The organism is Caulobacter sp. 602-2 (assembly GCF_011043625.1).
In the GTDB taxonomy this organism is placed as follows: Bacteria; Pseudomonadota; Alphaproteobacteria; order Caulobacterales; family Caulobacteraceae; genus Caulobacter.
In genome coordinates, this window is sequence record NZ_JAAKGT010000002.1 from 413,280 (window position 1) to 427,015 (window position 13,736).

Annotated in this window: 12 protein-coding genes and 1 tRNA gene; 4 read left to right on the plus strand and 9 right to left on the minus strand. The window is 67.5% G+C overall.

The genetic code is table 11. The annotated features are described in order from the left end of the window. The first annotated feature begins 63 nt into the window (after window positions 1-63). Both G5B46_RS06365 and G5B46_RS06370 read left to right on the plus strand, forming a co-directional pair. Window positions 64-480: a DUF1801 domain-containing protein gene (locus G5B46_RS06365; RefSeq protein ID WP_165257078.1), complete on the plus strand. Its 417-nt coding sequence runs from the start codon at window positions 64-66 to the stop codon at window positions 478-480. Window positions 481-547: 67 nt separating this feature from the next. Then, on the plus strand, window positions 548-2,035 hold the full coding sequence (locus tag G5B46_RS06370; protein ID WP_165257080.1) for a S41 family peptidase: 1,488 nt from the start codon (window positions 548-550) through the stop codon (window positions 2,033-2,035). Here the strand turns inward: G5B46_RS06370 and G5B46_RS06375 are convergent. The 6 genes from G5B46_RS06375 to G5B46_RS06400 form a co-directional block, all read right to left on the minus strand. Beyond that, entirely contained in the window at window positions 1,983-3,305 is a 1,323-nt protein-coding gene (locus tag G5B46_RS06375; RefSeq protein WP_165257081.1) for a PepSY-associated TM helix domain-containing protein, read from the minus strand. The two genes, G5B46_RS06370 and G5B46_RS06375, sit on opposite strands and share 53 nt — an antisense overlap. A gap of 85 nt (window positions 3,306-3,390) precedes the next feature. After that, the gene (locus G5B46_RS06380; protein WP_165257083.1) at window positions 3,391-5,493 is read right to left on the minus strand and encodes a TonB-dependent siderophore receptor; all 2,103 of its coding nucleotides are present in this window, start codon (window positions 5,491-5,493) and stop codon (window positions 3,391-3,393) included. A gap of 263 nt (window positions 5,494-5,756) precedes the next feature. Further along, complete coding sequence (locus G5B46_RS06385) at window positions 5,757-6,119, minus strand: DoxX family protein (RefSeq protein ID WP_165257084.1); 363 nt, start codon at window positions 6,117-6,119, stop codon at window positions 5,757-5,759. 104 nt (window positions 6,120-6,223) lie between these two features. Continuing rightward, complete coding sequence (locus G5B46_RS06390; protein WP_346764880.1) at window positions 6,224-7,147, minus strand: alpha/beta hydrolase; 924 nt, start codon at window positions 7,145-7,147, stop codon at window positions 6,224-6,226. Between the two features lie 69 nt (window positions 7,148-7,216). Further along, window positions 7,217-7,576, minus strand: coding sequence for a response regulator (locus G5B46_RS06395; RefSeq protein WP_101714972.1), 360 nt, complete (start codon window positions 7,574-7,576; stop codon window positions 7,217-7,219). Next, a complete protein-coding gene (locus G5B46_RS06400; protein ID WP_165257086.1) occupies window positions 7,573-8,724 on the minus strand; it encodes an HWE histidine kinase domain-containing protein in 1,152 nt (383 codons plus the stop codon). Before G5B46_RS06400 ends, G5B46_RS06395 begins: the two co-directional genes overlap by 4 nt. A gap of 274 nt (window positions 8,725-8,998) precedes the next feature. Here G5B46_RS06400 and G5B46_RS06405 point away from each other — a divergent pair. After that, window positions 8,999-9,075: transfer RNA gene (locus G5B46_RS06405), tRNA-Arg, on the plus strand. Between the two features lie 65 nt (window positions 9,076-9,140). Here the strand turns inward: G5B46_RS06405 and G5B46_RS06410 are convergent. Next, window positions 9,141-10,169: a tyrosine-type recombinase/integrase gene (locus tag G5B46_RS06410; protein WP_165257087.1), complete on the minus strand. Its 1,029-nt coding sequence runs from the start codon at window positions 10,167-10,169 to the stop codon at window positions 9,141-9,143. A 501-nt stretch (window positions 10,170-10,670) separates the two neighbouring features. Next, entirely contained in the window at window positions 10,671-11,222 is a 552-nt protein-coding gene (locus G5B46_RS06415) for a helicase (protein WP_165257088.1), read from the minus strand. 153 nt (window positions 11,223-11,375) lie between these two features. Between G5B46_RS06415 and G5B46_RS06420 the strand changes: the two genes are divergently transcribed. After that, window positions 11,376-11,588, plus strand: a complete 213-nt coding sequence (locus tag G5B46_RS06420) for a helix-turn-helix transcriptional regulator (protein ID WP_165257577.1) — start codon at window positions 11,376-11,378, stop codon at window positions 11,586-11,588. 59 nt (window positions 11,589-11,647) lie between these two features. Here G5B46_RS06420 and G5B46_RS06425 read toward each other — a convergent pair whose 3' ends face one another. Further along, complete coding sequence (locus G5B46_RS06425; protein ID WP_240903391.1) at window positions 11,648-13,534, minus strand: hypothetical protein; 1,887 nt, start codon at window positions 13,532-13,534, stop codon at window positions 11,648-11,650. Between the last annotated feature and the right edge of the window lie 202 nt (window positions 13,535-13,736).

Genomic DNA, 13,736 nt, shown 5'->3' on the forward strand with positions numbered 1-13,736 from the left:
CGCCGCCGATCTTGGCGCCGGCCCCGATCACAACCACTCTGGCCCGCTCACCGGAGCCCCGCCATGGCCGCAGAGCCCAAGACCCGTCCCACGACCGCCAGCGTCGACGACTTCCTCGCCGCCTCGCCGCCCGTTCGCCAGGCCGACGCGGCGGTCGTCCGCGACCTGCTGGCCGAGATCGCCGGCGCGCCGGCGGTGATGTGGGGGCCGTCGATCGTCGGCTTCGGCTCCTACTCGACCGGCGGCGCCAAGCCGATGGACTGGCCCCTGCTGGGCTTCTCGCCGCGCAAGACCGAGCTGGTGCTGTACTTCGCCTCCGACTTTCCCGAACGCGAGGCCCTGCTGGCCAGGCTCGGCAAGCACCGCAGCAGCGTCGCCTGCGTCTACGTCAAGCGCCTGGCCGACATCGACCTGGCCGTGCTGCGCCAGATCGCGCAGGCCTCGGCCGCCTGGACCCGCAGCGGCCACACAAGCTGCTGACAAGCGCCACAGTCGCGCCCCAAGGTTGAGCTCCCCTGCCCTGGACGGAAAAGGGGGGGAGGCGACGATGGCCAAGGCGGTGCTGATCGCGATCACGGCGGCCATGAGCCTGTCGGCGGCGGAGCCCTCCGCCCCGCTGTTGCGCAATCCCGGCTTCGAATCCGGCGACGACGGCGCACCGCCGGCGGGCTGGTTCGTTCCCGACGTCGTGCGCCAGGCCGGCTTCCGGTTCGAGACCAGCAGCGAGGCGCCCGCCACGGGTCCGACCTCGGGCCGGCTGTGGCGCGAGGCCGGCGTCGACGACCAGGGCCCGCCGCCTCAGGGGACGATCCTGCAGGCCCTGAACCTCGAGGGTCTTCGCGGCCATCGCATCCGCTTCTCGGCGATGCTGCGCAACGGCGAGACCAGCGGCGCAGCGGGGCTGTGGCTGGCGGTCGACGGTCCGGAAGGGCAGCCGACCACGGTCGACAACTCCATCGACCGCGTTGCGACCTCCCGCGGTTGGTCCCGCGTCTCGGTCGAGGCCTATGTGCCCGCCGACGCCCGGGGCGCCCGCGCCGGCCTGGTGCTGCGGACGGCCGGCGACGTGCGCATCGACGACGCCCGCCTTGAGGACCTCGGGCCGGCCGATCCGGTCCCGACGGGCGAGGCCAAGGCCTATCTCGACCGCGCTCTGGACCTTATGCAGCAGCACCATCTCAACAGCGCCAAGGCCGACTGGCCGGCCTTGAGGGCCCGCGCCTACGCGGCGACGGCCGGCGCGACCCGGCCCGCCCAGACCTATGCCGCCATCCGCTCGACGATCAACGCGCTGGGCGAGCGCCACACTTTCCTGAGGCCGCCGCCCGCCGCGCAGGCTCCCGGCGGCGCGCCCGTCGCGACCGCCCAGCCGCTGCCCACCGCGCGGATGGCCGGCGGCGTCGCCGTGATCGCCCTGCCCCGTCTGCACAGCCGGGGTCCCGACGGGCGAAAGCCCTACCAGGCGGCGATCCGCGACATCCTGCGCACGGCCGAAGCCGCCGGCGCCTGCGGCTGGATGATAGACCTGCGCGGCCACACCGGCGGCGACATGTACGGCGGCGTCTGGGGCCTTTCGCCCCTGCTCGGGCCCGGACCGCACGGCCGGTTCGTCGCGCCGACGTCCGCGGCCAGGCCCTGGATGGTCGATCCCGACCCCGGCCGGCCCCTGCGCAATCAGGATGCGCCCGTCGCCGTACTCTTCGGCCCCCGCACCGGCAGCGCCGGCGAGGACGTGGCCATCGCCTTCGCGGGCCGCCCCGCCACGCGCACCTTCGGCCAGCCCAGCGCGGGCTTCACCACCGCCAACACCGGCATGCCCCTGCCCGACGGCGCGGTGCTGGCCCTGACAACGGCTCTCATCGAGGACCGCACCGGCCACGTCCATGATGGACCCCTGATCCCCGACGAGACCGTCCCTCCGGACCAGGCCGAGGCGGCGGCCGCCGCCTGGCTGGCCGGCCAAGGCTGTTCGGGAGCCGTCCCTAGCCCGGCTTCTTCCGCAGCACCCGGGCCCGGCGCTTCTTCAGCCAGATGACCACGCCGGTGACGCTGAGCGCGGCGACCACCAGGCCCGTCAGCGAGATCAGGATGCGGCCGGGAACGCCCAGGATCCGACCCGAGTGCAGCGGGAACTGCGCCTGGACGAAGATGTCGGCCGCCGTGCCCTTCCAGGGCAGGCGCTCGCCCAGGTAACGGCCGTCGGCGCCGTCGTAGTAGAGGTAGGGCGGACCCACGCCGCCGGCCCCGTGATCGTCGCCCACCTTGTGGAAGGCCACGCCGTAGATGCCGTAGTGGGCCGAATAGAAGGCCCCGCCGACCGGGGCGGTGAAGCCGCGCGCCTGCGCATCGGCCCGCGCCTTGGCGATGATCGTCTCGTAGGTCTGCTTGGGCAGGATCGGGTTGTCGTGGCTGGTGGGCACGCGGGTGTCGAACGGCGTCGGCGAGACCTTCGAGATCTTCGACATCACCGGATAGAACACCTCGCTGTAGAGGTTCAGCGAGAAGGCCGTGAAGGCCACCACGAACAGCACGCCCCACAGCCACAGACCAAACGCCCGGTGGATGTCGAAGTTGATGCGGTAGGCGCTGGCCTTGGTCTTGATCTGCCAGGCCGGCTTCCAGCGGCTCCAGAAGCTCTTGGCCGGCTTGCGTCCGTTCGTCCCGCTGGCCGGCAGGGTCAGGTAGAAGCCGACGAAGCAGTCCAGCGTCCACAGGACGGCGATCACGCCCAGCAGCCAGATGCCCCAGCGGTCGATGCCCCAGAACTCGGGAATGTGCAGGGTGTAGTGCAGCACATAGAGGAACGAGACGAAGGTCTCGGTCTTGATCGGCCAGACTGCGCCCCACTCACGCCGCCCCTGCTCGACGCCCGTCGCCGGGTCGATGAACACCTGGTTGTAGCCCAGCTCGTAGTGCTTGCCGGTCTTGGGATCCTGGCGGGCGTCGACGCCGATGGCCAGCGTCTCGCCCGGCTCGGCGACCAGCGGAAAATAGGAAACGATCACCCGGGGATCGCGCGCCTCGACCGCCTTGACGATGTCCAGCGTCGGCAGCGCCGGACCGTCCGACCTGGCGTGCATCAGGTGCGGGTTGAGCACGTCGTCCAGCTCGTGGTCCCACGAGATCACCGCGCCGGTCACGCCGGAGATGAACAGGAAGCCGGCCATGATCAGACCCACCCAGCGGTGGATGAAGGTCAGGGTCGGCCGCACGGCCGCACGGACGGCCTTGGCCGCGCCAGCGGCCTTTCGCACCGGCTGCGCGGCGGGCGGCGCGTAGGGCGTGTCGAGATTGCGCGCGTCCATTCGGCCGCCTCCGGTTGCTCGGAACCAAGCAGAGCCGGCGCGGTCGGTCGCGCCGGCTCCTGGAAGGTATTTCTAAGAATGATTCTTAGAAGCGATAGTCAAGACGAACCGAGGCGTTGCGCGGGGCGGCGTAGTAGGCCTGCCCCCACATCACGCTGTTGAGGTAGGTCTCGTCGAACAGGTTCTTGATGTTCAGCGTGACCTTGACGTTGTCGGCCAGGTCGGTGCTGCCCATCAGGTCGACGACGGCGTAGGCCTTCTGGGTGACGACGAAGGTGTCGAGGCCCGAGATCTCGTCCTGCCAGCGCAGCGCCGCGCCGATCTTGGCGTTGCGCCATTCGGGGAAGCTGTAGGTGGTCGAAACCTTCAGGCTCTTGCGCGGCAGGAAGGTGCGGGCGTCATTGCCGTCCTTGTCCTCGAGCTCCAGCTGGGTCCAGCCGCCGCTGACCTGCCAGCGGTCGGTGACCATGCCGCTGATCTCCAGTTCGTAGCCCTTCGAGGTGGTGTCGACGCCGGTGTAGTAGGTGAAGCCCACCGGGCCCGGATCGCCCGCGCCGAACGTGCCGGCGGCGGTCGCCAGGTTCTGCTGCTCGACCTTGAACACCGCGGCGCTGGCGTAGAGCTTGCCGCCGAACCACTCGCTCTTGACGCCCGCCTCGAAGCTCTCGCCCTGCACCGGGTCGAGCTTGCGATTGCTGGCGTCGACCTCGGCCTGCGGATTGAAGATGTCGGTGTAGCTGCCGTACAGCGACACGTGCGGCGTCAGGTCGAAGACCAGGCCCGCATAGGGGCTGGTCTTGGAGACCGTGCGGCCCTGGTCGACGCCGTAGGACGTGCCCGAGGTCTTCTGCTCGACGGCGTTGAAGCCCACCACGCCCTTCAGGCGGTCGGTGAAGTTCAGGTGTGCGGCGCCGAACACGCGGGTCAGGCGGTCCTTGATCTGGGCGGCCGAATAGAGGTCGGTATAGGTGGTCGGCTCGGCGACGCTGCCCCAGTCATAGACCGACGGATAGGCCGGATAGGTGGTGCCCGACGAGGCGAAGTCCTCGCGCGCCTGCTCGGCGTAGCTGGCGCCGAACACCAGCTGGTGGCTGCGGCCGAACAGCGAGACCGGACCGTTGAAGGTCACGTCGGCCAGGTCCTGCTTGGACTCCGACGGGTAGTGGCCGACGAAGCCGCCGATGCCCAGGCCCGTGGTCTTGTCCGGATAGCCCGAGGCGTACAGCAGCTTGGCGTTCTGCTCGACGTCCTTGTGGGTGTAGGTGGCCTTGGCGCTCCAGTCGTTGTCGAACAGGTAGGTCGCCTCGACGAAGGCGGTCTTGTCGTTGACGTCCCAGTAGGTCCAGTCGGCCGAGGTGCTGGCCGAGCGCTTGTAGGGAATGCGCGTGCCGTCCGAGAAGCTCAGCGGCAGGGCGCCCCACAGCACGCCGTCGGCCAGGTTGTCCTGCTGCGAATAGCCGCCGGTGACGTTCAGCTTCGGCGTCAGGTCCCACGACAGCACGCCGTAATAGACGTTCCGGTTGACCTTGTAGTGGTCGAGATACGAGTCGCGGTCCTGGTTGGCGTAGATCAGGCGGCCCGACAGCGTGCCCGAGGCGTTCAGCGAGCCTGAGACGTCGGCCTCCAGGCGCTTGTCGTTCCAGGAACCGTACTGGGCCGCAGCCGAGGCCTGGAAGCCGGCGATCGGGCGCTTGCGGATGTAGTTGACCGTGGCCGAGGGATTGCCGACGCCGGTGGTCAGGCCGTTGACGCCGCGCACCACGTCCACGCGGTCGAACAGGATGGTGTCGATCTCGCCGTACTGGATGCCCCAGTTCAGCGGCAGGCCCACGCCGTCGACCTGGAAGTTGGTCACGTCGAAGCCGCGGGCGTTGAAGTAGGTGCGGTCGGTCTCGACCCGCTCGACATTGATGCCCACCACGCGGTCCAGCAGGTCGGTGACGCTGGTCAGGGCGAAGTCGCGGATCTGCTGCTGGCCAACGATGGTCATCGACTGCGGCGTCTCGCGCAGGCTGAGATCCAGGCCGGTCGCGCCGGTCGAGCGGGCGCGAGCGCCGGTCACCACCACGCCGTCCACATTGCTGTCCGCCGCCGCATCCGCCGGGGCCTCGTCGGCATGGGCCATGCCGGCCAGAACGGCCGGGCTCATGGCGGCGGCGAGGAGGAAGGCGCGCAGGGAACGGGGCATCGGGGAGGCTCACATTTCGAGAACGATAATGATTCTCAAAAGCGATTAGTCATCCGCCCCGCCCGAGTCAAACCCGCCTCGGAAGGCTCGCCGTTTTCCACTCCCGCCTGCGTCCTTTCCGCCACGGCGCGGGAAAGTTGCAGGCGGTTAGCGCTACCTATTGTGGCTGGCGAAGCGTGTCGCCCTCATGCCGAAGCCTTGCCGCAAGGGTTCGGATTGCATCGCAAGCGACACCTTTCCGAACCTTCGGCGCCGATCCGGCCTCAGGACCGCCCAGCGCGCAGCGCGCCCCAGCCGACCAGCCCCGACAGCACCAGCACCACCAGCGGCGGCGGCAGGTGCCCAAGGTCGCGGTGCAGCAGCACGGTCAGCACCGCCGCGCCCATCACGCTCGCGGCCAGGGCGGCCCCCGCCGCCCGCGTCCGTCGAAGCAGCAGCAGCCCGGCCGCCGCCAGCTCCAGCACGCCGGTCACGACGTGGAACCAGTCCGGATAGCCCCAGCGACGGTAGCTGGCGGCGATGTCGGGCGGCGCCAGAAGATTGCCGATCGCCCCGAACACGAAGAAGCCGGCCAGCAGCCAGGCGAGGATGGGAACCCAGCGCGGGCGTTGCAGCGAAAGGGGCATGGCGTCGGCTCCAGGGGCGCGGCTCCCCCGTGGGAGCGCTTGACCGACGAAGCCTCTAAAACCTCAACCATGGTTTAGGTCAACGCGAGCCGAGGGGCCCGCGGCTACTTAAGGACGTCGCCGATGAAGGCGTCGACCGCCTGGGTATAGGCGCCGGGCAGGCCCAGCGTTCGGTTGATGTCGGCATGGCTCAGCGCCTGCGGCAGCACCGGCGTCGTCACCCCCGACCGCGCCGTCAGGTCGGCGAAGGCCCTGGCCTCGTCGCACGGCTTGTCGGGCCTCTGGCTGGAACAGACCAGCAGCATGGGCATGGCCGAGCGCGTCCACTGGTCCATCGGCGAGACCCTGGCCCAGCCGGCCGGATCGGCGCCGAACGCCTCGTCGTAGAAGGCCGGGTGACGCCGCTCCATGACGGTGGAGACCTTCATGGCGGCGGAATCGAGCACCACCGTCCCGGCCCACGGCCGGCCGACCATGTCGGGCCTGGCCGACAGCAGGGCGGCCAGGTGCGCCCCCGCCGAATGGCCCATCAGCACGATCCGCTTGGGATCGCCGCCCCACTCCCCGGCCCGCGCCTGGACCAGTCGCATCGCCGCCGCCACGTCCTGCGCCTGCCCTTCCGCCATGGCCTCGGGCAGCAGGCGATAGTTGACGCTGACGAACACGTAGCCCTTGGGCAGCCAGTGCTTCAGCTTGTTCTCGATCGAGCCGCTGTTGGCCTTGTCGCCGATCTTCCAGGCTCCGCCGTGGACCATGACCAGCACCGGCGCGCCCTGCGCGCCCGGCGGAACATAGACGTCGATCGCCTGCTTGGCCGAGGCCCCGTAGCGGACCTCCAGCTTGCGGGCGCCCGGCGCGATGGCCTGCAGGTCGAGCGGCCGCGCCTCCTCCGCCTTTCTGTCCTGGAGGCGCTGGGCCATCCGCTCGCGCATGCGATCACGCAAGGGCCCCGCCTCGCCGGCAGGCGCCGCGGCCAAGGCGGCGACGAGGGCGAGGCCGACGAGGCCGAACGCGGGGGTCTTGGTCACGGGGGCTGCTCCGGCGAGACGTGTCGCCAGGACTAACGCCGTCCCGATGATTTTCCGGCGCGCGGCCCGTCAGGCAGCTTGGCCGAACCCGTGCACGGCGTCGCGCAGGTGGCCGAAATTGATCGGCTTGGACAGCACGGTGACGTCCTCGAAGCCCTTGCGCGGCAGGGCCCCGTAGCCGGTGGCGAAGACGAACGGCACGCCCTTGGCCCGCAGGGCTTCGGCCACCGGAAACACCATCTCGCCGCCGATGTTGATGTCGAGCACCGCGCCGTCCAGCGACGACTTGCCGTCGTCGAGATAGGCCAGGGCCTCGCCCACGGCGCCGAACGAGCCGGAGACCTCGCAGCCGAGGTCGGTCAGCAGGTCCTCGACCATCATGGCCACCAGCGCCTCGTCCTCGACGATCATGATCCGACGCCCGCTCATGCCGCCGCCAGCCTTTGCGACAGGGGCGCGCGGAAGGTGAAGGTCAGGCCCTCGGGCGCGAAGTCCAGCACGGCCGCGCCGCCCAGGTCGCGCGACAGGCCCCGCCGGATCAGCCGCGAGCCGAAACCCTCGTCCTTGGGCTCGGGCGGCGCCACCAGCGGGCCGCCGCGCTCGCGCCATTCCAGGGCGAAAGTGGGATGAGCCCCGCCCTCGTCCTCGATGCGCCAGGTGACGAAGACCTTCCCGGCCGGCGCCGACAGCGCGCCGTACTTGGCGGCGTTGACGATCAGTTCGTGCAGGGTCATGTGCACCGCCACCGCCGCTTCGGGCGTGATCTCGATCGGCGGCCCCTCGACCACGAAGCGGCCGTCCTCCAGCCCGCCGAACGGGCGCATGGCTGCGGCCAGGATCTCGCGCAGGTGGGCCTTGCCCCAGGCCTGCTTGGTCAGGAGTTCGTGGGCCTGCGACAGGGCCAGCAGGCGCGATTCGAAAGACTCGTTGAAGGCCTGCGGCGAGGCGGCCGTGCGCAGGGTCTGGCTGGCGATCGACTGCACCGAGGCCAGGGTGTTCTTCACCCGGTGGTCCAGCTCGCGCATCAGGAAGGTGCGCCGCTCCAGCTCCTTGTTCAGCGAGGCGTGCAGCCGGCCGCTCTCCAGCGCCGCGGCGGTGGCGCGGGCCATTACCTGCAGCTTGGCCACGATCTCCGGCGGCGGCGTGTGCTCATTGGCCCAATAGGCGCCCAGCGCCGCGATCGGGTCGCGGGTGCGCACCGGGGTCATCACCAGGCTTTTGACGAAGGTCGGGCGGTAGGCGTCGTGCGGAATGCGGTCGTCCTGGTAGATGTCGGGGATCACCACCGTCTGGCGGTTCAGCATCGACCAGCCCGAGATGCAGGCGGTCAGGGGGAAGCGCTTGCCCTTCCACAGCGGGCCGATCGCGTCCTCGTCCAGGTACCAGCAGCAGTCGTTGTCGCGCAGCACGAAGGCCACCCCGTCGGCCCCCGAGATTCGGCGCGCGGACGAGCGCACCACCGCGGCCACCTCGTCGATGGTCCGGGTGGCCGAGAGCTCCTCGATCGTTTCGACCAGGGTCAGAAGGGCGGAATCGTCTTCGCCGTCCGACAGGTCGTGCTCGGCCATATCCAACATACGAAAGGACGCTCGCGTATCCACTGGGGCCCGAGCCTAGCACGCGCGGGGAAGACAACAACAAGAGGCGTGATTACGCACGCATCTACTCACGGTTGCCGGGAAGGTTAACAGAGTCTTCCGGACGACGCACAGTCGAACCAGATCAAGGCTTTGAAGCGGCGCCTTGAGCTGTTTCCACCCCGCACCCTTGCGACAATCCGCCGCGCCGCCGCGACGGTCAGGCTTCGCACCCGGCGCAACATGCGCTATGGACCCTCTCCGCCGCGCACGCGGCCCGGTAGCTCAGCAGGATAGAGCAGCGCTTTCCTAAAGCGAAGGTCGGGGGTTCGAGTCCCTCCCGGGCCGCCACGGGCGGAAAATCCTTCACATTTTTCAAATGGTTGATCGATTTTTTGTCTAACTCGCGTGGGTGGTTAGACATTTCTGGCTTCTTGGACCTTCCGCATTGCCGCCTCTGCGCTCATGCGCTGATCTACTGCGCGCGTGTATCGCTCGATCTCCTTCAGCGACTTGTGGCCAGTTATCGCTGCAATCTGGTGAGGTGTGCAGCCTGCCTCAGCAAGGCGACGGGCAGCTGCCTTCCGAAGGCCATGCGCGCTACAGCCCGCGGGTAGACCGGCACGCTCAGCCGCAGCGGAAATCCAGTTCCCGAAGCCCTTCGCGCTAAAGGGCTCCCCATACTGCGTGGTGATCAGACTCGGATGGATGCCGCCACAGCGATCAAGCGACGCACTGAGCGCAGGGTGTATCGGGATTTCCAACCGTTCGTCAGTCTTCTGCTGCTTCAGCCAGATTATGCTTCCCCCAACCTGGCTACGCGTCATGGTGCGAACATCCGCACTCCGCTGCCCTGTGTAGAGCAGCAGATCAAAAGCTAAGCGCTCTCGCGTTCCGACAGGCCACCGCTTCTCAAATTGAGCGATCTCGCCATCTGTCCAACTGTGAAAGCCATCGGAACGATAGATCAGCTTTTTCACGCCATCGGCCGGATTGTCTGACCTCCACCCCCTCGATTGCGCGAAGCTCATGAGAACCCGAAGTACGCGCAATAGGTTGTTCGCTGCCGCCGGTTGGTCAGCCTTGAGATCCATCATCCGCGCTATGTGAGAGCTCTTAAGGTCATTGACCCGCTTGGTGCCGTGAGCGCTCCGGAACCGCTCGATCTCACCTCTGTAGGCCGTCTGTGTCGCCGATCGGAGGAGCTTCCAGCCGGATGACTGATAGTAGGCGACGATCAGGGAATTGAATGTCCCTGGGCTCGTACGATCGCTACCAATCTGGCGCGGTTGCCCCTTGAGAGCCGCAAAATACCACGACCACCAGCCGGGAGTATCGTAGACCGCTGTCGTCTGGGTTTCGTCGTGCCCCCTCTTACGAAATCGCCAACGGACCTTGCCGTGACGATCAGCATACTTGCTGACATATGGCGGGCGCTTCTTCATCCGAATTCTAGATCGAAGTCGTTCGTCGCAAGTCCAACAAGCGCGCCTTTGTCGCGATCTAGCAGCAGACGGACCTCGCCTCTGGCCCCCACTACAATTTCGGTTGGCTCAAAGCCCCCTGCCCGCGCGCCCTTGAGTAGTTTCTCCAACTGCTTAGGCGTCAGAAAACTACGATGAACTTTCCGAGGTAGCTTTCTGGAGCGAGCAGCCTCAGTCGTTCCATCACCATCAACAACCATACTCTGCCGAAAGGTCCGGCGAGACGGCGCGGACGAATGCACAAGCCTGTAGTCGGTCGGAAATGCCGAGCCCATCACCGTTTGCTCCAAGCGATGTGGGCGCTTAGCTTTCGCGCCAGTCAGAACTGCCTCAATCGCCGTTAGAGCGCGATTGACCGCAGTTCCGCCCCTTTGGGGCCATTTGTGCGACGTCAGATACACCGAGAGCGGCATTAGAGACCCTTCCTCAGGTCAGCGGCTGAACGGATGCACATCCGCTAGTTCATGCACTTCCGTCCCTACCGGCCCGCACTGACCATTCAATCCAGCCCTCCAACACGAGGGGACGATTGCAGTCCGGGCAGCGCATGGCGGCGAGATCACGGACGGCGCCGGTCAGGAGCAGGTGAGCCGGTTCGTTGTCCTCCGGATCGACCAACCGCGCTGCTGCGGCCACCTTGGCGGCGATCTCCGTCGGGTTGGCGGCGGCGACCTTGGGCAAGGCTTCGGTCAGCTCGTGCCGCTGGCGGAAGAGGTCAGGGAGCATGGCGTCGATGCGGGCCATTTCCTGGCCCTGCGGAAGCGCAAGCTGCTGCTCCTCGGTGAGATTGAGCCAGTTGTGGTTCTGAAAGACGTCGCTTTCCAGATCCGCCCAACGGTTCACGAGGCGGCAGATCCGAAGGTCGAGCGCGACGAAGGTCCCGAAGCGCACCAAGGCAGGGTCGCCGCCTGGCAGGAAATCGACAGCGCCGACGGGCAGCGCTGGCGCCGTGGCAGCGGCGCCGATCACGGCGCGGCGGGAAACCTGGGATCGATCGACCTTGTTTTTAGGCATGGGGGCGCTCCCGGCGCAGGCGCTCGGTCCGATCAGTGCTATGATCGGTGGAGTTTGAGTTCGTAGTACGCGAGTATGCGCACAGCGAACCGATAAAATCAACACTCTGTGCGCGCGGACGCTATCTTTGTGCCGATGATAACCCCTTTGCAGATGAAGCTCGCTCGAACTGCGCTCGGCTTGGGCGTTCGAGAATTGGCCGCTGCCGCAGGGATCGCCCCGTCGACCGTGCAAAGATACGAGTCAGGTAAGGGCGATATGCACTCACGCACTCTCGACAGCGTGCAACAGGTACTTGAGGAAGGCGGCATCATCTTTGTCGTTGCCGATGCCAACGGTGGCGCGGGCGTTCGCCTCAAAAAGTAAGGGCGGCGCGAACGCCGCCCTCCGCGCCAGAGCCTAAAGCGGGGCGCGAAACCTCTACCTCAGCTCCCCCACACCTGATTGAGGACCTGCGCCACCAGGGCGGCCTTATCCTGCGGCAAGAACCGGCCGTAGTGCTCGGCGATGGTGTCGGGCGTGTCCTGGATGGCGTAGCTGGCCTGCTCGTAGGAGCCGGTCTGCTTGAGGACGTGGGTAGCCAGCACGTCGCGCACATTGTGCGGCCCGTGCGGTAGCAGCCCCTCGATCGCACCTCGACCCGTGTAGGGGTTGTAGATGCCATAGCGCTGGATGATCGAGCGCCAGGCCTCATAGAACTTGTGCTGTTCGTAGGCGCCGCTGTTGCTCTTGTTCTTCACCGTCTTGACGAAGAAGGTTCGCGGATCAGGCTGGGTCTTCAGCAAGGCCTTCCGATCCAGCCGCAGCCAGACGTCTATCTCGTCGTAGAGGCCCGACAGGTCCGGCAGGATCAGGCGCAGCGGGCTCTTCCTGAAGAAGGTCGATCCGGCGTTCTTGAAGGCTACGGCGGGCACGAAGACCTCCCATCCGCCGTCCCGGTCACTCCATCGCAGCTCGCCCCTCTTGAGGGCTTCCAGCTGGCGCTCGGGCGTCGGGCTGCGGCCGCGCGGCACGACGAGGAGCTGGCGCAGGTTCTTTTGCCGAAGCCCCAGATGCAGCCCCATGCGGATCATCAGGTAGCCCCGCGTCGCCTCGGCGGCCGCGACTGGGAAGCGGCGGCGATCGGGCCGGCGCCGGCGCACCTCCTCGGAGATCTTGCGATACTCGCCTAGCGGGCTATCGGCCTCCAGGATGGTCAGGATCGGCTCGAACGGGTCGCGATGCACGCGGGCCACGCGATCGACCTCCTTGGCCCTGACGATGGCGTGGCGGTGGATGGTCTCGCACACACCATCCCAATCCTCGGTCGCCGCCACGATGTCGGCCGGAGTGATCAGGCCGGCGATGGGTCGCAGGTAGCCGGCCAGGTGCGGCGACTGGCGAAGCCACCCCGTGCCCTGGCGCGTGAGGCCGGCGACAACGGTGAGCATTTCGCTTTCCCACCGTGTGAAGAACCCGCGCTTGATCTCCCTCCAGCGCAGATACCAGTCCCAGACAGCCGGGAAGAGCAGGACCGCGAAGGTCATGCAGCGGACTGGCGCGCCGTAGCCTCGAACCTCGCCCTCTGGGCAGGCCGCCAGCGCCCCGAAGAGGAGCCCCAGGTGCTCCATCTTCTGATTGGCGGTCTCGTCGTTCCATACGCCATTACGGCCCCGGCCGCCGGTCGTCAGGGTCGCGGTCTTGAAGAGCCGCAGGTCGCGGGCTTCTGTATCGAGGATGATCGGCGCCCGCTCGGTCTGCACGGGCCTGCCAACCTCTGGCGCGCCTTCGTCGGCCAGGCGCTCCTCAAGCGGCCGGGGCTTGGGGAATGGCAGCGGCGAGGCGCCTTCCGAGAACCGGAACGAGAAGCGATGGAGGACCGCGTTGGCGTGGTAGCGGCGATAGTCGGTGGCGCCGGAGATAATCACCGTCCTCACCCAGGCCAGGATCTCCGCGCGCTTGGCCCTGGGGAGCAGGTCGAAGTTGTCGGGCAGGTGCCAAGCCAGGCGCCGGCGCTCGACTACGGAGAGCTTTTCCAGCCCGCCGCCGGTGATCATCCGCCCAGAGTGAGCGAGCTTCGAAGAGAAGTAGCCATCGGGCAGGCGATAGCGCCGCTCGATCGCCTTGAGCACGCGAAGGCCCGTGGCGCTGCGCGGCTCCTTGTCGCCGCGCTTCCACGTGTAGAGGGTCTGGGGATCGATCTTGAAGCCCTGGGCGGTGATCGCCTTGTGCAGCCGGTAGACGTTCTCCCCGTGTCGCTCGACATGGAGCTGGAAGGCCTCTGCGAAGTCGTCGGGATCTTCCCACTCGGTCCACACCGGCTCGGGATACATGACCACCGGTCGGCGCTTGTAGGGCCTTCTGGTCTTGGTTGGAGAGGCCTCGGTCTCGATCGCTTGGGCAGTAGCTGCGCCCGTGGGCGCGGTCTTGATTTTAGGTGGCATAGGTTCGCACTGACGCGCGGAGCCATTCGTCCGCCGGGTAAAGACCCCTCCCGCACGCCAACACCCTACCGGTTGGAAAAAAATTCAGCCG